We start from the raw sequence: 19,748 nt of genomic DNA, 5'->3' as shown, positions 1-19,748 counted from the left end.
TTTTAAAGTATGCTTATCTTACCTGCTTACCGGTTCAAGTCAAGCTTATACTTCGCAGAGGTAATCCTCCATACTATTCAAAGCAGCTACAATACAGCTAATGAAAAACAGGCAAGACGAACACTACTATAGTAAACAAAACATAAGCACGCGCTATACTACAATTGTGTTTGCTGTGCTGGCTGTAGCATTGCTTACCATCAGCGCCTACTCGTATTTGACAGCCCGTGAAGTACAGGAAAACTATAATAGGATGGTTTCGGAATCGCTTCACAGGCTGGAGCTGATAAATGACCTGCACAACAAAGAAGACCTTGTATACAACGCTGCCATCAGGCACATCAATACCACGGATGCGGCAACGATGGCAAGGCTTGAGCAAAAGATAAAACAGGCGAATGAGGCTATAAACACGGATCTGGCCAAGCTAGGCGAACTGATAAAAGTAGCGAGCCGGAAACAGCTGTTACAGCAATACGTGGATAAAAGGAACCGGTATGCTGAAATGCTGAATCACCTTATTGAGCTAAGCCGAAAGGGCCTGCAGGACGATTCGTATGAAGAGCTTAAGCTGACACCTGCCTACCATCGCCAACAGAAATTTCTGAACATACTAGGGACACTATAAGTACTAATACACGCAAACGGGGGACCGATGCCCTTCATACAATTGATACTACCATCCGCAACTATAACCTGCTTTTGCTGGCCTCGCTGCTGGTAACAGCTTTTGCTGCCATCTTTATCCGGAAGGCTTTAAACCAGATACGTTTTAGCGATGCCATATTAAGTTCAGAGAAGCGCGAAAGACAGCAGCTGAAAAATGCGCTTAACGAAAGCCAGGCAATCTACAGATCGCTGTTCCGGAATATTGCCATCCCGATGTGGGTTTTTGATTACGACACCATGCGTATACTGGAGGTAAACCAGGCCGCCCTGGAAGAATATGGATATACCCGCGACGAATTCCTGAACCTGTGCATCATAGACCTGCAGCCCGAAGACCAGAAAGAGGATCTGTTGAAACTACTGCCCATACTGGATGAAAACTATAGTTTCTCCGACAACTGGAGGCACGTCCGGAAAGATGGCAGCATTTTTCATGTTGATATAAAATCGCATGGCCTCCCGGCACAGGATAATTTTAAGCCAAGAATAGTGGTAGCCATTAACATTGATGACAGGGTAAAGGCGATCTCGGACCTGGAACGACGCGAAAAGCAGCTGCTTGAAATTAGCTCAAGTTTACCGGGCGCAGTTTACCAGTTCCAGATAGATAAGGACATGAACTTTGACTTTCCGTTTATTAGCGGGAGTTTACTAAGCCTTTACAGCATTACGCCCGAGGATATTTATCAAAATCCAAACCTGCTTTTTGAGACTGCCCACACGGAAGATCTCGAAATAATCTGGGAGAGTATCAGGGAGTCGGTAAGAACGCTCTCGCCCTGGCTGCTGGAGTTTAGATTGTGGAGCCCACTTGAAGAAAAATGGATCTGGATACGGGGCCATAGTTTGCCAACCCAGAAAGAAGACGGCACTGTACTTTATAACGGAACGCTGATTGATATTACCACCCAGAAAGAAGCCCAGCAGCATCTTATAAAGAGTGAAGCAAACCTAACCGCATTGCTTAACAGCTCTCCACAGGCAATATACCTGCTCGATGAGGACCTCAAAATTTTATCGTTTAATAAAGTAGCCGCAGAAGAAGTAAGAAGGTTACAGGTAAAGGAGCTGAAAGAAGGCCAGAGTATACTGGAATTTACAGCATCCGAGCAAAAGCAGGATCTCATAAAAGATCATCAGAAAGCGCTGCGGGGTATTACGGTGACCTACGAAACCGGCTCCGGGAATCTCTGGTTTGAGGTTTCCTACCGCCCGGTATTCACCAAATTTAACGATACTATAGCTGTAGCCTTAAGTATTAACGATATTTCGGAGCAGCGCAATATTGTAAAAGCTATTAAAGAAAACGAGGCCCAGCTGGTACGATCACAGTCGCTGGCAAAAGTTGGTAGCTGGGAGTATAACATTGAACGTCATACACTTAAGCTTTCGCAGAATACCTATACCATCTACGATCTGCCGGAAGACTTAGCCCCTACTTTCCATAACATTACCTCTTACATTCACCCGGATGACCAGGAATTTGCTTTACAGGAATACCAGCGGGTAATAGACTCTAAAGAAACGGTAACCCTGGAGCACCGCATCCTGCTACTTGATGGTACGCAGAAGTACCTGTACCATTTTATGGAGCCGGTAATGGATATGGAGGGGAAAGTTATTAAAGTGGTTGGTACCACGCAGGACATTACAGAGCAAAAAGAACGCGAATACGAAATAACAGAAACCAAGAACCGCTTTCAGTCAACTATAGAAAACATACCGGAGATCATTTTATCGGCAGATACGAACTTTAACATTTTATATATAAGCCCGCAGTGCTACGAACTGACAGGTTATACCGAGGATGAATTTTTAAGTGATTTCCTCTGGCCAAAGATCATTTATAATGAAGATTTACCCTTACTCAGATACAAATTTAAAAATGAAGCTTTGCAAGGGTTTAAATTTGAACAGGAATTCAGGATTGTAACCCGTAGTGGCGAAATACGCTGGATGATGCTTCGTTCGTCTCCGATGCAGAACGCCGATGGAAAAGTAATTCGTTTGGATAGCTCCATGGCAGATATAACAGCAGGTAAACTGGCAGAGGCAAAGCAGGCGCAACTAACAGAAAAATTACAGCTACAGAACCAGAACCTGCAGCAGTTCGCCTACATTGTATCGCATAACCTGCGCGCACCTATCGCCAACATACTTGGCCTTACCTCTATTTACGACAAAACAAATCCCGAAGCACCCATCAACCAGCGTGTTATAGACAACATGTTCCGGTCTGCCAAGCTACTCGACAGTACCATCCGTGACCTGAACGAACTGCTTGCTTTGCGCAACGACCTGCACGAGGCCGAGGAAAAAGTTTACTTCGAGGACATCTTTCAGCACGTAACTGATAGTTTATCAGATGAAATAACAGAAGCTGAAGCAACTTTGGTGCATGATTTTGAGGCTAATCCAACTATAGTTACCATCAGGAGTTATCTTAAAAGCATTATACATAACCTGGTATCCAATGCCATCAAGTACCGCAATAGAACCAAAAAACTACAGATAAATCTTAAAACATTTGCTGTGGATGACTATATTTGTCTGCAAGTCAGCGATAATGGCCTCGGTATTGACCTTAACAAGGAAAAAGGCAAGGTTTTTGGGCTGTATAAAAGATTTCACCCTAATATTGCTGGCAAAGGCCTTGGCTTACATCTTGTAAAGAGCCAGGCGGAGTTGCTTGGCGGAAAGGTTGAAGTTGAAAGTAATGTTGGCGTAGGCACTACTTTTCGTGTTTACTTTTTAAAGAGTAATGTAGTAAATGAATATATTGAAAAAGGTAATACTGATTGATGATGACCAGATCAACAACTTTGTGTGTGAGAGCATCATCAAGAATGAGAAGTTTGCAGAAGAAGTTTATAGTTTTGAATGGGCTGAAAATGCGCTAGAATACCTGAAGAATACTGCCTTACAGCAACCTGAAGCATTCCCCGATCTTATATTCCTGGACATAAACATGCCCGGCATGGATGGCTGGAGCTTTATAGAAGAATACAGACAAATTCCGGAGGAAATAACGAAAAACTGCTGCCTGTTCATGCTCTCATCGGCAGTAGACAGAAAAGATATCATCTCGGCTAAGAGCCTGAAAGAAGTGAAGGATTTCTTCTCAAAACCACTATCACCCGAAATACTGAGTTTTATAAAAGAAGAGTTTATCTGCTCTTAATAAACTATAAAGAAGAAGCCCCAGTTGTTAAAAGCCGGGGCTTCTTCTTTATAGTCCGGTTTATTGTAACTGGTCCAATGGTTTCCGGGCCACTGTAGTACTATTTTTGTATGCTGAAGGCGTTAAGCCGGTAATCTGCTTAAACTGGTTAGACAAATGCGCAACGCTACTATAGCCTAACTTATCGGCAATCTGGCTTAGGCTTAACTCATTATAATCAAGCAGTTCTTTTGCCATTTCAATTTTCTGTAACACCATATACCTGGCTATAGTTACCCCTTCTGCAGCCGAAAACAAAGCGCTGAGCGTATTATAATCTCTACCCAGCTGCTCAGACAGGTAATCAGATAAGTTTATATGCAGCTCCTCCACTTTTCCGGTCCTGAGCAGGCTAATAACAGCTATCTTAATTTTTTCTACCAGTTCAGCTTTGGGGTCTTCCAGTAATTCGAAACCTTCTTCGGCCAGTACCTTTTTTACTTCTACTAACTCCTGTGCGCTGGGCTCCAGTGTTAGTGTTGCCTCTCCTAACTTAACATCCTGCACTGGTAAAGCAAGTTTTTCCAGTTCTTCGGTTACCACTTTTATGCAGCGTGGGCACACCATGTTCCGGATGTGCAAAGTATAAGGTGTCTGGTTTGGCATGTTGGGGTCTGGTTTGGCGCTAAATGCGTGTAGCAAACTTAAATCATTTGGTTTATAGTTGCTACCACACTTATAAAACTAAAAACGGAGACCTTTGTTCTGGCCTCCGTTTTTAGTTTCTTTTTAAGTTCTGCTTCTGTCTGTGTCTGTTTCCTCGGATTTGTTTTGCCCCAGAGGTTGGTCTTTACTTCTGATACCATTCAGGTCATCATTCATGGCAGTATCGCTACCTTCAAATTCAAAACCCGGGCCCTGTGCCAGGTATTCTACACTTTTGCTGGGATCGCTGGCGCCGTAACCTGTTGTTTCGTTACCTTTTATATGCATATTCTCCAGCTTATCTTTTTGACCGCTACGCTCTGTTTGGCCTCCCGGTCCTATGTTGCGTTTTGCCGATGGATCGGGGTGGTTGCCCATTGAAACACGTTTGTTAAAATCGCTGTTTACGTTCTTAGCGCTGCCGGGTGTATTTTGTATGTTCTCTTCTTCAGTTGCCATAATCAGTTTCTAAATGTTGTACCTTATATACGCTGGGCAGGTGGCCTTGTTCGTAATCAGTTTATTTTGCTTAACATAATTTTGCAACTATAGCCAAATAACCAAAACATAAACCAGCTATAGTTACTGATGGAGACTATAGTTGCGTACAATACCCAATGCCTAATAACTATGTCCCAATTGCCAGGAGTGGCTACTCAATCAAATCCTGTTAGTTATCTTTGTGCGGAGCGCTGCTGTATGGATGGCACCTAAACTATAGCAGGCTTGTTACAGGTAAAAAATTTATAAACTGAATGAAGTTATCAAAGATATACGACCCGCGTGAAATGAATTCTTACCAGTTTGTAGCTGCTACAGGCCTGGTAATGACCTTGCTGGCTCACCTTATACTTGCCCTGATCGGTAAAAGCATCAACAATTTCGCGGCGTTGTACATTTGCTGGGCAGTGTTCTTTACCCTGGGAACTATAGCCAACTATAATAGCAAACCCAACGATAACGACCATCATCATCATTAATAGTAGCTCCTCCTCCATCAACAATAGCTTAGCTACCTATACCGCTACACTTCCAAGAAAATTTTTCACTAAAAGGGTTTCAACCACTCTGGATATCTGAATAATACTATTATATTTACTTACTATATAGTCTTATATCTATACTTCGGTCTTCCGGGGTATAGTATAATGGGTCCATATAGCAGAGTGCCTTAGCTATCCCGAGTAGTCAGTAAAACAACTTTTAGCCCATGAAAAAACTTTTACTCTTTATTGTGATCTGCGTTACGCTTGCAAGTTGCGGCCCCCAGATCTACCAGGCTCCATCATTCTCACAAGTAAAAAGTAACCACAAAGTAGTTGCTGTGCTTCCTTTTGATGTGGCCATCGAATCCAGAAAATTACCTAAAGGCGTTACACCTGAGATGATTCAGGATGAGCAGCGTAACTATGGCTATGGCATCCAGAGCGATGTGTATGGCTACTTCCTGAAGGAAATGAGCAAAAACAAGTATACCGTTAATTTCCAGGATGTGAGCAAAACCAATGCTATCCTGAATAATGCCGGTTTCTCGTACTCCGACCTTTCATTAAAATCTAAAGACGAACTTTGCAAACTTTTAGGTGTTGATGCCGTGGTATCCGGTAAAGCTACCATGTCCAAGCCGATGTCTGATGGTGCAGCAATTGCTGTTGGCTTGTTGGTGGGTGCCTGGGGCCCTACAAACACCGTAAACACAACTATAACCATACACGAAGGCAATGCCGGCGACCTGATGTGGAAGTACGATTATGTGGCTTCCGGCAGCATTGGCAGTACCCGCCAGTCGCTTACAAATGCGTTAATGCGCAATTCTTCTAAAAAATTCCCTTACAAAAAATCGTAAATAATTATTCGGGTAGTTAAAGACACTTAAACTAAAAGGCAGCTGATTCAATAAATCAGCTGCCTTTTAGTTTAAACACAACGGGCTCCTGAAATTCAGCAGCCCGTTGCAATCACCAAAACACTAAACAAGTAACGCTCACTAAAATGTATAACCTACTGAGGCTTTAAATGTTCTGTTGTAGGTCTCGAAATTTGCATTTTCATCTATCGTATTCAGGCCATAATCGTAACCTGCGCTCAGGTTCAGGCCGTTTGCGAATTTGTAACCAACACCACCCACTACACTAAAATCCATCTCCCGGAAACCGTTTTTCATGTCCCATTCGCGGTTAAAGGCATTAAACCCAAGTACGCTGGCCTGCGCCTGCACTTTGTTTGATAAAAGATAAGCTACCTGTGGCCCTGCAAAAATATGGAAGCCCTCGGCAACGTATAGTTTTGCCAGAACCGGCAGCTCAATGTATTCTGATTTGTTGGTGATGGTCATGTTAGCGTTCAGGAATTCGGTCTCTACCCAAGGCAGTTTACCGGTTAAGCGGGTACCTTTCTGAGAGTACTGCAGCCCCGGCTCGATCTCGAAACCAGAACCCAGCGGTATGCTCATGTATAAACCTGCATGCACACCTTCGCGCATTTTACGGTTAACATTCCCGTCCGACAGATCGATCAGGTTCTGGGCACTGTTAACGGTTTCGCCCTGCCAGTTTGATAAGTTTGCACCCACCCGAACCCCGAAACGGATAGGTTGTGCTTGTTGTGCGTTCACTTTTGTAGCCGCAAAGCCCAGCACTATGGCTATGAGTAAAAATAGCTTTTTCATGATCCCCTTAGTTTAAAATTCTGTAGTTTGATAAGCTGCGCGGCTCTGAAATCTCATTATGTAAAAACCATGCCAAAAACGAATTAATGAACAATGACGGATGACTAATTATTAATAAGTTATTAATATTCAGATATTTAACAATTACAAATCAACTTTAACTGAGTAAACTATAGTTTGAGAAAGCTGCTGAGCGATAAATTGCGTGAGGGATGGAGCGGTTGTTTGAGCTCCTATAGTTTGCGCCAAACTATAGAGCGAGCCGCGAGAGCCCGACGGCTATGCCGGCACGCCCAAAAGTTTAATATGCGATCAACTATAGGGAGTAACTTTTTGAAAAACGATGAGATGTAGCTTTGAACTTATAATCTGCAATTCAACAATCAGCAATTAATAATACCTTTGTGGTCCGTTAGCATACAAGAGCATACATGAGCGAGAAGATACAGGTTAGATTACAGCGTTTGGCTGTGCACAGAGTTGGAAATAAGTCGAAAGAAGAAGGTGTGGTGGCCTCACAGGACCTGGTTGACCTGAATGATGGAGAACTGAATGAGCTGTTGTTGCGCTACTTTATTTCTCCGTTTAAGCAGGAGGAGTTTTTCAGGTTTACGCACACCTCCGATCTGGCCCTGAATGAGATGTTTGCCTATGCTACGCTTATCTTTAACGAGCCGGCCAAGTTCCACACGTATTCTGTCCATATCCTGAACCACCTGTACGAGCAGTCAGACCACCCTAAAGTAAAGACCGGCGAACTATACGTAGCTTATTTTAAGGGCTGCATAATAAACGACGAGGAAGTTGACGCCATCGGTATCTTTAAATCCGAGAACAAAGACACGTTCCTTACCTTCAAGGACAGCCACGACGACCTGAGCATCGATTACCATGCGGGCGTAAACCTGAAAGGCGTTGACAAAGGCTGTATGATCTACAACACTGAAGCGGAGGATGGTTACCGCGTAAAAATGGTAGATGCCAATAGCACCGACGCACAATTCTGGAAAGACGATTTCCTGCATGTTGATGAACTGAAAGACACCAACTTCTCGACGAGAACGGTACTGAACATGTGTAAGGATTTTTCGGAAGAGGTGTTTGCCAAAAGCGAAAGCAAGAAAGAGCAGATAGAATTCATTACCCGCTCCGTAGATTATTTCTCGAAAAACGAGACCTTTGACCTGGAAGATTTTACCAGCAGCGTAATTGACGAACCGGAGTCGGCAGAGCGCTTTAAGAACTATAGCCAGAACTTTGCCGAGGAACGAAACCTGGAAGATATACAGGGGTTTACAATAAATAAGAGTACCGTGCGTAATATGAAGCGCAAGTTCCGCAACTTTATTAAACTCGATACGCAGATTGAGATCAAGTTTAGCGGTTATAACCCCGAGCAAAGCGAGCAATATGTTGAGCGGGGCTATGATGAGGAAAGGGGCATGCACTTTTACAAAGTATTCTTCTACAGCGAATCGTAAGCAAATCAGAAACTATAGTTTGGCTACGCTTGTTTTGAAGGCCTGCAAGTAACCGGAACAGTTCTTGCATAGACCATAACCACCGAGTTAATTTAACAGAGATATGAGAAAAGCACTTTTAGCAGCTGTATTTGTTTTCGCAACTATCACCGCTTTTGCACAAGTCCAGAAAGCTCCGGCACAATCGGCACCCAAAACCGTAGAACAGCGCGCCGCCGACATTACCGCTGGTATGGCCAGGAACCTGCGTTTAACACCCGAGCAGACAAAAAAAGTGGCCGAAATAAACCTTGTCAGTATGAAAGAGGCCGACAAAGTGTTTAAAAAACATAAAAACGATCCTAAAAAAGTAGCTTCTGAAATGGAGATCATTACTGAAACCAGGCTTTCTAGGATTAAAGATATTTTAACCCCACTACAGTTCTCGCAGTACCAGCAGCGCCGCGAAGAGAAAATGGGTGTTCCGAAAGAAGCACAAACCTTTCCTGCTTCCGGAGGCCAGGGAAGCTCGGGTTATAATGAGCAGTATAATAATTAAGGAGTACAAAGGCAGCGGAGTTCGCTGCCTTTGTACTTTTATATCTTCTCCATAGTTATCCTTGTTCTATAATGCGGCCTTGTCATTCCGAGCATTAGCCGAGGGATCTTATATGTTCTATAGTTCCTCTTTTGTCATTTCGATTATTCTTGAGACGCGAGTCGAAAAGAGCAAGCGTAGCTGTGAAGGATTTTATATGTCCTATAGTTCTGCTTTTGTCATTTCGACGTTAGGAGAAATCTGGGTTCTTTAGTTTGATAGATTACTATCCGAACCAAGCCTTCTCTTCTATAGCTTTCTTTAATCCTGGGAGCTCTATTTACCTATCGTTCTATAGTTGGCTTTGGTGCCCTCACGGCCGGGAGGCCCCGTCTTCGGGCATCGCGCTGCTGCTTTCTTGCTACCCTCGTACCTCGGGTTGCCTGACGGCACCGCAACAAAGCAAAGGCGCTCAACCCAAAGACTGTGATCAGTTCGATAGCTATAGTTTGACTATAGTTTGAAAGGCTATAGTTTCATCGCTTGATCGTGGTAGCATTTCCGTAGGGACAGGTCGCGACCTGTCCGATCAACAGGCTGCAACTATAAAACCTACACGTTAACTATAACTACAACAGAAATTCCCCTCTTGGGAGGGGCAGGGGTGGGTTAAAACAGCAACAATAAAACGACAGCCTGAACTATAGCGAGTGCTGGAAAGCTCCTTCCCCTGTTTTGGGGGTAGGGGCCCTCTTTTAAAGGGGAAGCCTGGGAAGGGGTAAAACAACAACTATAGAACCAGAACCTAAACTATAGCAAAGGCCAAAAACTCCCCGCCTTAGACAATAAGGGTTGCGGGTTGGACCCAGCAACTATGAAACAATAAACTGTTCTTCTGCTAGTTCCGGGGCTGGCTCTTTTACTTTTTCCTCTCCTGTTGCTTTTGATGTTGGGTAATAATAGCTCCTGGCGGATAAAAAAGCACTTTCCAGGCTTCTGAAACTGAACGGCACTGCGATACGTCTTTAGCCAGATCTACCCACTCATGAAAAACTAGATACACTGGATTATATGACGTTACAGGCTTGGTTAAACCGTAGACAGGTTGTTTTACTTCCGGCTCAAAAGTGCCGAAAAGTCGGTCCCAGATAATGAAGGTGGAGCCATAATTGCGGTCTATATATTCGGGATTGGAGCCATGGTGTACCCTGTGATGCGAGGGCGTTACAAAAATATACTCGATAGGTGCAGGCAGCTTTCTAACCAGTTCGGTGTGTACAAAAAACTGATAAAACACCGCTGCCTGATGGCATATAAAAAAAGTAAGCGGATCGATACCCATTAACGGCACCGGAAGAAAGAAAACAAACTTTAACGGAGCAGTCCAGCCGGTGCGGAGCGATATCAGGAAATTCATTTTAGAGGAGGAATGGTGCGTAACGTGCGTTGCCCACCAGAACCGTTGCTCATGCGAGATGCGGTGCGCCCAGTAACGGCAAAAATCCACGGCTACAAAACAAACGATAAACCCCCACCACACACGCGGTATCGCCCACGGCACCATATTATAGATCATCATCGAGATGGCAAAAAGTGCCACCTTTAATACAATCCCGATCAGTGCATTTCCCAGGCCAATACCCAGCGCTGCCAGCGTATCTTTCTTTTCGTAATAATTGCGGTTCCTGTAATAACTTATCAGCCACTCGGCTATAACCAGCCCTATAATGACAGGCGCCAGGTATTGTAGCATGGTCAGGTCGCTCAGTTGTTGTAGTTCACCCCAGGTGTAAAGTTTTTTCTCCATATGCTACCCACTTCCGTTGCTTTTTGTAAAACGGCGGTAACTATAAAGAGTTGGCCAGAATTGCCCGTTACTTCGTCCCATTTCAGATTACAGCTGCAAGTTTGTACATTTGGCTGGTTAATTTACAGGTATGAGAATTCGTAAAAAAGTAAAGGCTCCGGTGCCAACATCAGGCTCCCGTTATGCTGCAATAGCTGTTTTTGTAAAAGCTGCCGAAAAAGAGAACTGGTCGGAACAGGAAATACAGTTTGTAATAAACGAAGTAGTAGAAGCAAAAGATGAAAAAGAAGGCTTCGAGATACTGAGTGACTACATGCAATAAAAAAGCGGGCTCTGAACCCGCTCTGTTTATACCTGTGCCCCTGTTTGTGGCTGTAGTTGCAGCTCCAACTGGTATTGTTGCAGCAATTGTATAATAAAAGAGATATGCTCCTTCATATCAACACCAAACAGTTCGGCTCCAATTCTAACCTCGTCGCGGTCCACGGAGGCGGCAAAGCTTTTCTGGGCTAGTTTCTTTATAACTGATTTTGGCTCCAGGCCTTCCAGGCGTTGCGGACGTACCTGCGCGCAGGCAACTATAAACCCGGTCAGTTCATCACAGGCCAGCAGCGCTTTATCCAGTAAAGTATCATACGAAACACCCCAATGGGTATAGTGCGCCGATATAGCGTGTGCAATTTCATCTTCGCCGCGCTCTCGCAGCAGGTTAACTATCACGTTAGGGTGTTGCTCCGGGTAAGCCTGGTAATCTGCGTCGTGCAACATACCTGCCACCGCCCATTTCTCAGCGTCTTCGCCCAGTTTGGTGGCATATGCTTCCATTACCAGCTCCACGGTTCGGGCATGCCGTAAAAGGCTTTCGCTGGTAGTCATTTCTACAAGTATCGTTCTGGCTTCTTCTCTGGTCATAAGTGTTGTATAGTTACACTTCTAAAATAAGTGTTTTCTACGCTTTGTCAAATAAAACTTATAGTTGCGGAGGTTCCTGGGGCGGTTTATAATTGCCGGCACTTTTCAAAACAGCCTGTAGTTCAGTTCGGAGCTCTTTAATTTCGTGCTGCAGCACTTTTATTTGTTTAGAGCCGGCGAGTTCTCCCCTTGCGTTTTCCGCATCACTGTCTATAAAAAAAGTAGCCAGCGTGGCGGTAAAATAACCAAAAACGGCAAAACCATAAACTGCCAGTAAAAAGCAAAGCATACGCCCCTCCGCCGTCACCGGAAAATAATCACTCCCGATAGAGGTCAGCAACATAACGGTCCACCATAGGGCTTCGCTGTAAGTATGCAAGCCATGTTCGTTTTCAAAAGCAAACATACCGGCCGCTCCGGCCACAATTACAACCAGGGTTATAGTTAGCACATAGCCAAAGGCACGCCGCTGCATGGTTTTGCCAAGGCTGCGCATTCCCCGGTTTATAGAGCCTACCACTTTAACCAGCCGGAGCCCCCTCACAGCACGCACAGAACGCATCACCCGAAACAAACGTGCCAGCCTGAAAACCCTTAACGCCGGAACTGCCAGCGATATAGTTGTCAGCACATTGTGTTTTAAGAATTCTGTTTTGCGAGGAGCAAGGATGAACTTGATGATGAAATCAAGAATGAAAATGACCCAGATGACGGTGTTGGCGAATTGCAGGATAGGCTGCAGGCCCCTTGTAAGCTCTATGACCAGTAAAACCAGCCAGATAACTCCCAGCACCACCATCGGGATTTCCAGTGTATGCTGTAAGCGGTTCAGGAGTTTGTAGCGCTCCCGTTCCAGTTGTTTTGCTTCTTGTTGCTGTAACCGCTCCTGCTGCATAAGTTCTTAGGAACCGGGTTGGTGCAGGGTGCAGCGTTACCCGGTTTAGAATTAGCTAATTGGTTACGGCAACTGCTGTACTCCGGTGATTTTGTTCAAATTTTGCGATCCCTACATTTTTCCAGAAACCCATTACCCTGTCTTTCCGGCTAACCAGAATATCAACCTGGTTCCGAAAACGGCGATTCATTACATCACGCACTATGTATAGGCCATCCATGTCATCTGAGATTCCGGTTACCCATAGCGAATCTCCGAATTCAAGGTCGCCGCCCCAGCGTGCATGCAGGTTCCGGGACACAGCAAGCCAGCGGTGTTTACCCGGATCTTTTCGGTTAATTCTGGAGCCATCAGCAGTTATAAAAGGGGTACTGTCTGTTTGGTGCGGTTCGGGGTGGTAAACGGATGCGGAGACAGTAAGGGTGGGTAATAGTATGGGTTCAGGGCGGATAGGTTCGTTAATTGTAAGCCATTGTTCTTCAACTTGCGGGGAGGGAGATTCTGACTTTAGTAATGAAAATTCTTCGGCGACGGCAACTATAACAGAAAACACAGCCGCAAGTATTTTGTACCTAATCATAAGAAATCCTTTTAGTGAAACATCGATTTGGCAACAATAAACCGCTTAAACGACACTTCAGGATATAGGTTATGGTAGTATGGGCTGGAATTGATAAAAAGGTACTTTTTTAATAAAAATTTATACTTATAAATTTCTTGGAAATCTTTACCTCTAAAACGGCATGGCTATAGTTATATATAGCATACTATATAATGGCTTTAGTATAAGATTTACAGGGTTTTGGCACGCGGAAAACTATGTTTAAAAAGAGTTCTACAGTTTGGAAAAGCGCCCCGTAAACTGAGAGAAACCGGGCTGGAATTCTATCGTTTTTCAGCAGATTTATTTTTATAATATTTATCGTAGACGACATACCCGATAAACAAAACAAGGCTCACAACAGACACCCAGATAAGTCCGGTTTTCAGGCGTTCGTTATTTTCGCCGAGCCAGGCAAGCAGGATAGTTAGCGGAACTATACCGGCTATAGTTGCAAGGATGAACTGCCAGTACCGCATGGTGGCAAAACCGGCTACAAAACTTACGGCATCGTTGGAAAGGAACGGAGAGATGCGGGCAATAATAATGGCCCAGATACCATACTCATCCATAAAATCAGACACCTTGCGCTGTGCTTTTGCTCCTATCAGTTTGCTCACACCTGCTTCGCCAACGGTTTTGCCTATCAGGTAGCCTACCGTAGATGCCACCAGTACGGCCACTACCGCTATCACCGAACCCCATACAGGCCCATAGGCAATAATCGCCACCAGCATCAGCAACACCACATTAACCACCAGCAGAAACATTTGGGCAACCATCGCCAGAACTATAAAAACCGGTCCCCAGATGCCAAACTGACTTACCCAATCCGAAATAAGCTGCTTATTACCGCTGGTCAGAACCTGCCATCCTTCCACTACAGTTTGCTTAAACTCCGGAAAAACAAAATATGAGATCACAAGCGCGGCAACTATAAGCCCGGTAATGATCTTCGGCCATTTGCTTTCCTTTATTTCTGTTCTGTTCGTATCCTCGGTGTCTATGGATTTCTGTTTCTCTGTCATGTATCAGGGTGTTTTTTGCTCTTTTACAGACGCAGGATGTTGCAGCAGGGTTTGTTTCTGACCGGATTGATTATCTGGCTTTAAACTATAGGTGAACGGTTTGGCAGCCTTACCGGGGTGGTGCATGCTATAGTTGATGGTATAATGCATGTAATACGGCACAAACGTGTTGCTGACGTGGCGCTGCGTTACATCGGGCTGTATGGCTATAGTTGTAACTGTAGGTGTGCTTTTGCTGAATGGCTTTTTCCCGTAGATCAATGCTGCTATCAGGCCGGCAACCATACCGGCCAGGTGGCCTTCCCAGGATATGCGCTCCTCTTTCGGAAATAACCCATAAAATAAGCCACTATACAGGAACAACACTGCAAAAGCTACTGCCAGCGCGCCGCGGTCTCGGGTAATAACCCCTCTGAAGAGAAGATAACCGGCCATGCCATACACTACACCGCTTGCCCCGATGTGGTACGCCTGCCGACCAATAAACCAGGTAAACAACCCGCTCAGGATATAAACCAATCCTATGACCCTGGCTCCTTCCCGCCTGTGTATAAAAAGTATAAACCCCGAAAGCAGTACCAGCGGAAAAGTATTTGATAGCAAATGCTTGAGATCTGCGTGAATGAGCGGGCTAAAGAACACACCAACCAAGCCTAAAAAGTGGCGCGGATACACCCCCAGAAATGCCAGGTCTGCATCTGTTAAGTAAGAAAGTAAATGTATAAGCCAGATCAGAACTATAAATAACAGACCGGGCAAAAAACTATAGGCAAACCGGCTGCTTTCCTGCTGTGTGCTTTCCAGTATTCCGGGCCCTGTCTTCATTTGCTATAGTTATATTTCCTGTGATCAAAAAGTAGCCAAAATTGCGTAATAAACCTATACGCAACGATGCAAAAGCGCAAGCAAAACAGTTAATTTGCCCTGAAATACCAACAAGATAAAACCTAATCTTAGATAAAAAGTAAGTACAGAAGTGTTTTACTTGACTATGCGTTGCTTACGTTACCACCCTGCGGCTAAGCCATACTATGCTTTACTGTTTTTTGTGCTGCCACTCATGCTTTGGAGCTGCGAAGGCTCCGATGCCAGCCGCCACCCTCAGCAGGAAGAAAATTTTGCACCTGATGAACATGTGCCATATGTGCGCCCCGCCTCTATCGTAGAGGCTCTTGAAAACCCGTCGTCCCGCTGGGTCGATTCTGTATTTAATACCCTAACCCCTGAACAGCGCATCGCCCAGCTTATTGTAATAGAGGCATTTTCGGATAAAGGCCCTAAATATGAAGCGGATGTGATGCGACTCATTAAAACGTACCAGGTTGGTGGCATTATATTTTTCCAGGGAGGGCCAATGCGGCAGGCAAAGCTCACAAACAAGTATCAGGCTGCAGCCAAGGTCCCGCTCATGATTGCCATGGATGCGGAGACCGGTGTAGGTATGCGTCTTGACAGTACGGTACAGTATCCTTTTCAGCAGCTGCTGGGCGCGATAGAAGATAACGGCCTGATCTATAAAATGGGGGCTGAAGTGGCATACGAATTCAAACGGCTGGGCATGCACGTAAACTTTGCCCCGGTAGCCGATATTAACAACAATGCAGCAAACCCGATCATTGGCTACCGCTCTTTTGGCGAAGACCGCCTGGATGTTACAGCTAAAAGCCTGGCGTATATGCAGGGCATGCAGGACAATGGAATACTGGCAACAGCCAAACATTTTCCGGGCCACGGCGATACCGACGTTGACTCGCATTACGACTTACCCATTATCCCCTACGACAGGCAGCGCCTCGATTCGCTGGAACTATATCCTTTCAAGGAGCTTATCAAATATGGTATCGGCAGTATCATGGTGGCGCACATGCATATCCCTAAGCTAGATTCGTCCAGGCACCTGCCTTCTACCCTTTCCAAACCAATCGTTACCGGCCTGCTCAAAAATCACCTTAAATTTAAAGGGTTGATCTTTACGGATGCTATGGTAATGAAAGGCGTTACCAAATACTTTGAGCCCGGCGAAGCAGAAGTACGCGCCCTGATGGCCGGAAACGATATTCTGGAACGACTGAACAATGTGCCGAAAGCGATACAAGCCATAAAGGTAGCTATAGTCAGAGGCGACCTTACCCAGGAGGAAATAGACCTGAAGTGCCGTAGAGTACTGGCCGCCAAGCAGTGGCTGGGGCTCGACAACTATAAACCCATCGAGCTGAATACCCTTTACGAAGACCTGAATCCACCTATTGCCGACAGCACAAACCAGATACTGGCCGAAGCCTCGATAACTTTGCTGCGTAACTATAAAAAGCTCATACCTGTTAAGCCACGCCGCAAACACCGGATTGCTACGGTATCAGTAGGCGCCCGCAGAACTACGGTTTTCCAACGCGAAGCGGATAAATATGCCCGGAACAAGGAATTCATTATATCGCGCAAGGCAAACAGAAAAGAGGTGCTCAAACTACAGAAACAGCTTCGAAACTATGATGTGGTATTGCTCTCGCTTTACGGACCGAGCATCAGGCCAAGTAACACGATGGGGTACTCCGGTGAGGCAAAAGCGTTTGTGCGCCAGGTCATCAGGGATAAAAAAACGGTAACTATACTTTTTGACAATGCCTATGCTATTAACCAGTTCCCGGGGATTGAGGAAAGCGAGGCGCTTATAGTTGCGTACCAGCCACTTTACCACGCACAAAAGGCGGCAGCAAAAGTAATTTTTGGTGAGTTGCAGGCACGGGGCAGATTACCGGTAACCGTAAACCAGGATTTCGGGTATGGCGATGGCATCCGGAAAGGAAAAGTAATCGCTTCCTTCCATTAAAGTATCTGCATAATTGTGTATTGCGTATGATAGTTGAGGCAGAAAAACAGCCCTAAAACCAAAACAACATGAACAAGCAAAATAAAACTATAAACTGGCTGGTGGCCATATTATTTACCACCACCCTGTTTGCATGCGAGCGAACCCGTACGGTAGAAGAAACAGATGCTACCGAACGCGACAAAGACACAACTATAGTTGCCACCACCGGCGAAACAACCGAAGATAAACTGGAAAAACTGCGTGGCTGGATGAACGAAAAAGCGGACCGAACCGATACGGCTATTCGCGAAAACTGGCCCCAGACCAAGGAAGAACTGCGCCGCATAAACCAGGACATAGAACGTAACTTCGACAGCCTATCCACGGAGTCTAAGGAAGAGTACCGCCGGCTGAAACAACGCTACGAAAGCTGGGAAGCAAAGCAGGAACGCCGCCAGAGCCAGCCATTAGACCCGGCAAAGGTAAAGACCTGGGAAGAACAATTACTTCGGGAATATAAAGATATCTCAACGATAAGTCCAGCTAACATACGCGAAGCTTACTTAACGTTTATGAGTACCGTACGCATTAAAAAACGCAGCTGGACTCCGGGCGACTGGGATTATGTAGACCATGTATATGGTAAGCTAAACGATCGCCGCGGGCAGATAGAAGGACAGATAAGCACATCAGACAAACTAAAGATCAGAACGTTACAGGCTGAATACCTGGCCCTGGAAGGAGCCGCTGATACCCGAAGCATGCTGAACGATGTAAACGAAAAATAACCTAAAAAGAGAAGGCCGGTTGCTTAACCGGCCTTCCCTTTTATAGTTAGATGCTATAGTTGCTACTTCTGCTTCAGCTTAAACCATAGTTGCGAAATGATCGTTTTGGCATCCGGGGTCTCCAGTTCCAGGAATTCCCGGACACTTAATTCTACGATTTCGATCTTCTCGTGCTCATCGGCTTTACCGCCGCCGTCTGCATGCTGCTTGCTCACTTCAGCAAAGTATAACAGCACTTTTTCGGTAGTACCGCCCGGCGACGAATAGAACGTATACAGATGTTCCAGCTGATCAACATGGTAGCCGATTTCTTCTTCTATCTCGCGCCTGATGCTAACTTCCGGTGCTTCACCATCGTCAATCATACCAGCCACAATCTCGATCAGTTCTGATTCCGAACCTATCCTGAACTGTTTGGTAAGTATAAAACTATCTTTCTCAGTATCGTGTACCAGCGCGGCCACGGCTGTGCCACGGTCAAATTGTTCGCGCTTAAATGTATGGCCATCCTGCTCTACGGTTAGCTCATACATTTTAAAGTAACCATCATATACTTTCTGTTTGCCTTTGATCTGCATTTGTTTTTGTGGCTGCCTGCGCAGCATATTAAGGGTGATTGTTATAGTTTATAGTTCGTTATTGCGCATTGCGGCTTTCTGGGTCCGCTCCGTTAACCACGACATGGACAAGTCTGTTTCGCTTTGAGCTCCGGTTACCCTGTTCTTGCCTATGCCACCTTCGCCTGGTAAAAACTTATTTATAACTGAGAAAACAGAAGTCATAAAAGCCGGAGAGATGCCGTGTATAAATTCGCCCAGCATAGCTGGGAAAGTAGTCGTTACCTGGGCATCGCCATATCGCAACGCATCCAGAATGCTTTTAGCAGTAGCTTCAGCACTGTTAGATGTCAGCACACTCGAGTCCATTATCTTAAACAAGGCATATTCCTTTTCATTTTGCCCTTTTATAAATGCATGCCTCGGACTGCCTGTACGCATTAAACCCGGGGTGGCGGTTGTTACAGTTATGTTGTACTGCGACAGTTCTGCCCTAAGTCCTTCTGATAAACCAACCAAAGCAAATTTACTGGCACTATAGGGCACCAGGTGCGGTACGCTTATCTTTCCGCCTATAGATGAAATGTTCAGGATACGTCCTTCGCGTCGGGCTTTCATGGCAGGTAAAACGGCAAGTGTGGTATAAACCGGACCCCAGTAATGTGTTTTTATAGCTTCGTCAAAGTCCTGAACAGTCATTTCAGTCACCGGCCCGGCATGTATCACGCCTGCATTGTTTATCAGCACGTCAATCGGTCCAAACTCGTTCTGCACATTCGTGATCGTGTCGTTCACTTCCTGCTCAACCGTTACATCACACTTCATTACCAGCACATCGGCACCTTTACCAGCCAGCTCAAAACGGGCATTTTCCAATTCTTTTTCATCGCGGGAGCACAGTACCAGCCTTGCTCCTTCTTTTGCCAGTTGGCGCGCCATTACCAGGCCAAGACCACGTGAGCCTCCGGTTATCAGCACTACCTTACCACTGAAATCATAAGCATTCAGGTTACGGTAAACAGCTCTTGCTGCCATTAAAGCACCGGCACCTGCGGCTAGCCACCAAAGTTTATTGTTGTTATCAGTTGTTTTCATAGTGATTGTATTACAAGTAAAGCCCCGCCAAAAGGCAGGGCAACGTATAGTACACT

The 19,748-nt window shown here is 45.3% G+C and carries 21 protein-coding genes; 10 read left to right on the top strand and 11 right to left on the bottom strand.

The features are described 5' to 3' along the window. Positions 1-100 precede the first annotated feature (100 nt). The 3 genes from GSQ66_RS01810 to GSQ66_RS01800 all read left to right on the top strand — a co-directional run bounded on the left by GSQ66_RS01810 (position 101) and on the right by GSQ66_RS01800 (position 3,850). Complete coding sequence (locus GSQ66_RS01810; protein WP_162425885.1) at positions 101-628, top strand: MCP four helix bundle domain-containing protein; 528 nt, start codon at positions 101-103, stop codon at positions 626-628. Positions 629-702: 74 nt separating this feature from the next. Continuing rightward, the gene (locus tag GSQ66_RS01805) at positions 703-3,471 is read left to right on the top strand and encodes a PAS domain S-box protein (protein WP_162425884.1); all 2,769 of its coding nucleotides are present in this window, start codon (positions 703-705) and stop codon (positions 3,469-3,471) included. After that, entirely contained in the window at positions 3,440-3,850 is a 411-nt protein-coding gene (locus GSQ66_RS01800; RefSeq protein ID WP_162425883.1) for a response regulator, read from the top strand. The genes GSQ66_RS01805 and GSQ66_RS01800 overlap by 32 nt, the downstream gene beginning before the upstream one ends. Before the next feature lie 60 nt (positions 3,851-3,910). On the opposite strand, the gene GSQ66_RS01795 is transcribed toward GSQ66_RS01800, so the two are convergent. Together GSQ66_RS01795 and GSQ66_RS01790 are read right to left on the bottom strand one after the other, a co-directional pair. Then, positions 3,911-4,531: an AraC family transcriptional regulator gene (locus GSQ66_RS01795; protein ID WP_317164213.1), complete on the bottom strand. Its 621-nt coding sequence runs from the start codon at positions 4,529-4,531 to the stop codon at positions 3,911-3,913. Between the two features lie 87 nt (positions 4,532-4,618). Then, positions 4,619-4,993, bottom strand: coding sequence for a hypothetical protein (locus tag GSQ66_RS01790; RefSeq protein WP_162425882.1), 375 nt, complete (start codon positions 4,991-4,993; stop codon positions 4,619-4,621). A 296-nt stretch (positions 4,994-5,289) separates the two neighbouring features. On the opposite strand from GSQ66_RS01790, the gene GSQ66_RS01785 reads away from it, so the two are divergent. Both GSQ66_RS01785 and GSQ66_RS01780 read left to right on the top strand, forming a co-directional pair. Next, positions 5,290-5,514 carry a hypothetical protein gene (locus tag GSQ66_RS01785; RefSeq protein WP_162425881.1) on the top strand — a complete coding sequence of 75 codons (225 nt, stop codon included), beginning with the start codon at positions 5,290-5,292 and terminating at the stop codon, positions 5,512-5,514. A gap of 230 nt (positions 5,515-5,744) precedes the next feature. Next, the gene (locus tag GSQ66_RS01780; RefSeq protein WP_162425880.1) at positions 5,745-6,380 is read left to right on the top strand and encodes a hypothetical protein; all 636 of its coding nucleotides are present in this window, start codon (positions 5,745-5,747) and stop codon (positions 6,378-6,380) included. Positions 6,381-6,521: 141 nt separating this feature from the next. Here GSQ66_RS01780 and GSQ66_RS01775 read toward each other — a convergent pair whose 3' ends face one another. Next, on the bottom strand, positions 6,522-7,202 hold the full coding sequence (locus GSQ66_RS01775; protein ID WP_162425879.1) for a porin family protein: 681 nt from the start codon (positions 7,200-7,202) through the stop codon (positions 6,522-6,524). A gap of 431 nt (positions 7,203-7,633) precedes the next feature. On the opposite strand from GSQ66_RS01775, the gene GSQ66_RS01770 reads away from it, so the two are divergent. After that, positions 7,634-8,683, top strand: coding sequence for a nucleoid-associated protein (locus GSQ66_RS01770; RefSeq protein ID WP_162425878.1), 1,050 nt, complete (start codon positions 7,634-7,636; stop codon positions 8,681-8,683). 103 nt (positions 8,684-8,786) lie between these two features. Continuing rightward, complete coding sequence (locus GSQ66_RS01765) at positions 8,787-9,221, top strand: hypothetical protein (protein ID WP_162425877.1); 435 nt, start codon at positions 8,787-8,789, stop codon at positions 9,219-9,221. A gap of 898 nt (positions 9,222-10,119) precedes the next feature. Here GSQ66_RS01765 and GSQ66_RS01760 read toward each other — a convergent pair. Next, entirely contained in the window at positions 10,120-11,007 is an 888-nt protein-coding gene (locus GSQ66_RS01760) for a sterol desaturase family protein (protein ID WP_162425876.1), read from the bottom strand. A gap of 130 nt (positions 11,008-11,137) precedes the next feature. On the opposite strand from GSQ66_RS01760, the gene GSQ66_RS01755 reads away from it, so the two are divergent. After that, the gene (locus GSQ66_RS01755; RefSeq protein WP_162425875.1) at positions 11,138-11,329 is read left to right on the top strand and encodes a hypothetical protein; all 192 of its coding nucleotides are present in this window, start codon (positions 11,138-11,140) and stop codon (positions 11,327-11,329) included. 26 nt (positions 11,330-11,355) lie between these two features. On the opposite strand, the gene GSQ66_RS01750 is transcribed toward GSQ66_RS01755, so the two are convergent. The 5 genes from GSQ66_RS01750 to GSQ66_RS01730 form a co-directional block, all read right to left on the bottom strand. Beyond that, complete coding sequence (locus GSQ66_RS01750; RefSeq protein WP_162425874.1) at positions 11,356-11,919, bottom strand: HD domain-containing protein; 564 nt, start codon at positions 11,917-11,919, stop codon at positions 11,356-11,358. Positions 11,920-11,977: 58 nt separating this feature from the next. Continuing rightward, positions 11,978-12,814: an ion transporter gene (locus GSQ66_RS01745; RefSeq protein WP_162425873.1), complete on the bottom strand. Its 837-nt coding sequence runs from the start codon at positions 12,812-12,814 to the stop codon at positions 11,978-11,980. 55 nt (positions 12,815-12,869) lie between these two features. After that, positions 12,870-13,394 (bottom strand): RlpA-like double-psi beta-barrel domain-containing protein, encoded by a 525-nt coding sequence (locus GSQ66_RS01740; protein WP_162425872.1) that lies wholly within the window; start codon positions 13,392-13,394, stop codon positions 12,870-12,872. Positions 13,395-13,699: 305 nt separating this feature from the next. Beyond that, the gene (locus GSQ66_RS01735; RefSeq protein WP_162425871.1) at positions 13,700-14,443 is read right to left on the bottom strand and encodes a TVP38/TMEM64 family protein; all 744 of its coding nucleotides are present in this window, start codon (positions 14,441-14,443) and stop codon (positions 13,700-13,702) included. Positions 14,444-14,446: 3 nt separating this feature from the next. Next, on the bottom strand, positions 14,447-15,268 hold the full coding sequence (locus tag GSQ66_RS01730; RefSeq protein WP_162425870.1) for a rhomboid family intramembrane serine protease: 822 nt from the start codon (positions 15,266-15,268) through the stop codon (positions 14,447-14,449). A gap of 166 nt (positions 15,269-15,434) precedes the next feature. Between GSQ66_RS01730 and GSQ66_RS01725 the strand changes: the two genes are divergently transcribed. Then, positions 15,435-17,270: a glycoside hydrolase family 3 protein gene (locus GSQ66_RS01725; protein WP_162425869.1), complete on the top strand. Its 1,836-nt coding sequence runs from the start codon at positions 15,435-15,437 to the stop codon at positions 17,268-17,270. Positions 17,271-17,338: 68 nt separating this feature from the next. After that, positions 17,339-18,040 carry a hypothetical protein gene (locus tag GSQ66_RS01720; RefSeq protein WP_162425868.1) on the top strand — a complete coding sequence of 234 codons (702 nt, stop codon included), beginning with the start codon at positions 17,339-17,341 and terminating at the stop codon, positions 18,038-18,040. A gap of 62 nt (positions 18,041-18,102) precedes the next feature. On the opposite strand, the gene GSQ66_RS01715 is transcribed toward GSQ66_RS01720, so the two are convergent. Next, positions 18,103-18,645, bottom strand: a complete 543-nt coding sequence (locus tag GSQ66_RS01715; RefSeq protein ID WP_238395783.1) for an NUDIX domain-containing protein — start codon at positions 18,643-18,645, stop codon at positions 18,103-18,105. Positions 18,646-18,666: 21 nt separating this feature from the next. Beyond that, positions 18,667-19,692, bottom strand: coding sequence for an SDR family NAD(P)-dependent oxidoreductase (locus GSQ66_RS01710; RefSeq protein WP_162425867.1), 1,026 nt, complete (start codon positions 19,690-19,692; stop codon positions 18,667-18,669). Between the last annotated feature and the right edge of the window lie 56 nt (positions 19,693-19,748).

The organism is Pontibacter pudoricolor (assembly GCF_010092985.1).
GTDB lineage: Bacteria > Bacteroidota > Bacteroidia > Cytophagales > Hymenobacteraceae > Pontibacter > Pontibacter pudoricolor.
This window is presented reverse-complemented; position numbering and strand designations above follow the sequence as displayed.

Bases quoted from the DNA above. Each gene is read 5' to 3' on its own strand.
- GSQ66_RS01730 (WP_162425870.1), bottom strand. From the start codon at position 15,268: ATGAAGACAGGGCCCGGAATACTGGAAAGCACACAGCAGGAAAGCAGC.
- GSQ66_RS01715 (WP_238395783.1), bottom strand. From the start codon at position 18,645: ATGCTGCGCAGGCAGCCACAAAAACAAATGCAGATCAAAGGCAAACAG.
- GSQ66_RS01745 (WP_162425873.1), bottom strand. From the start codon at position 12,814: ATGCAGCAGGAGCGGTTACAGCAACAAGAAGCAAAACAACTGGAACGG.
- GSQ66_RS01750 (WP_162425874.1), bottom strand. From the start codon at position 11,919: ATGACCAGAGAAGAAGCCAGAACGATACTTGTAGAAATGACTACCAGC.
- GSQ66_RS01760 (WP_162425876.1), bottom strand. From the start codon at position 11,007: ATGGAGAAAAAACTTTACACCTGGGGTGAACTACAACAACTGAGCGAC.
- GSQ66_RS01740 (WP_162425872.1), bottom strand. From the start codon at position 13,394: ATGATTAGGTACAAAATACTTGCGGCTGTGTTTTCTGTTATAGTTGCC.
- GSQ66_RS01725 (WP_162425869.1), top strand. From the start codon at position 15,435: ATGCGTTGCTTACGTTACCACCCTGCGGCTAAGCCATACTATGCTTTA.
- GSQ66_RS01765 (WP_162425877.1), top strand. From the start codon at position 8,787: ATGAGAAAAGCACTTTTAGCAGCTGTATTTGTTTTCGCAACTATCACC.
- GSQ66_RS01735 (WP_162425871.1), bottom strand. From the start codon at position 14,443: ATGACAGAGAAACAGAAATCCATAGACACCGAGGATACGAACAGAACA.
- GSQ66_RS01770 (WP_162425878.1), top strand. From the start codon at position 7,634: ATGAGCGAGAAGATACAGGTTAGATTACAGCGTTTGGCTGTGCACAGA.
- GSQ66_RS01780 (WP_162425880.1), top strand. From the start codon at position 5,745: ATGAAAAAACTTTTACTCTTTATTGTGATCTGCGTTACGCTTGCAAGT.
- GSQ66_RS01710 (WP_162425867.1), bottom strand. From the start codon at position 19,692: ATGAAAACAACTGATAACAACAATAAACTTTGGTGGCTAGCCGCAGGT.
- GSQ66_RS01720 (WP_162425868.1), top strand. From the start codon at position 17,339: ATGAACAAGCAAAATAAAACTATAAACTGGCTGGTGGCCATATTATTT.
- GSQ66_RS01775 (WP_162425879.1), bottom strand. From the start codon at position 7,202: ATGAAAAAGCTATTTTTACTCATAGCCATAGTGCTGGGCTTTGCGGCT.
- GSQ66_RS01790 (WP_162425882.1), bottom strand. From the start codon at position 4,993: ATGGCAACTGAAGAAGAGAACATACAAAATACACCCGGCAGCGCTAAG.
- GSQ66_RS01785 (WP_162425881.1), top strand. From the start codon at position 5,290: ATGAAGTTATCAAAGATATACGACCCGCGTGAAATGAATTCTTACCAG.
- GSQ66_RS01800 (WP_162425883.1), top strand. From the start codon at position 3,440: ATGAATATATTGAAAAAGGTAATACTGATTGATGATGACCAGATCAAC.
- GSQ66_RS01810 (WP_162425885.1), top strand. From the start codon at position 101: ATGAAAAACAGGCAAGACGAACACTACTATAGTAAACAAAACATAAGC.
- GSQ66_RS01755 (WP_162425875.1), top strand. From the start codon at position 11,138: ATGAGAATTCGTAAAAAAGTAAAGGCTCCGGTGCCAACATCAGGCTCC.